Source organism: Thalassolituus sp. UBA6592, from assembly GCF_002433655.1.
In the GTDB taxonomy this organism is placed as follows: domain Bacteria; phylum Pseudomonadota; class Gammaproteobacteria; order Pseudomonadales; family Oceanobacteraceae; genus Venatoribacter.
In genome coordinates this window covers 14,910-15,112 of sequence record NZ_DJIO01000117.1, presented here as the reverse complement: position 1 = coordinate 15,112, position 203 = coordinate 14,910, and the positions used below count along the sequence as shown (strand labels likewise).

The 203-nt window shown below is 59.1% G+C and carries 1 protein-coding gene; it reads left to right on the top strand.

Annotated elements, in window-relative coordinates; genetic code table 11:
- Nucleotides 1–203 (top strand): ATP-binding cassette domain-containing protein (locus B2Z72_RS11195; protein ID WP_297004829.1); only part of this gene is annotated, 203 nt, incomplete at both ends.

The following is a 203-nucleotide window of genomic DNA, read 5'->3' as shown; positions in this document are numbered from 1 at the left end:
GGCGAACTGGAAGCTCTGATCGAGACCGCTGGCGGCCATGATATGGAACGTCAGATGGAAATCGCTGCTGATGCACTGCGTCTGCCACCATGGGATGCTGACGTCACCAAACTGTCCGGTGGTGAGCGCCGTCGTGTGGCGCTGTGCCGACTGCTGATGTCCAAGCCGGACATGCTGTTACTCGACGAACCAACCAACCACCT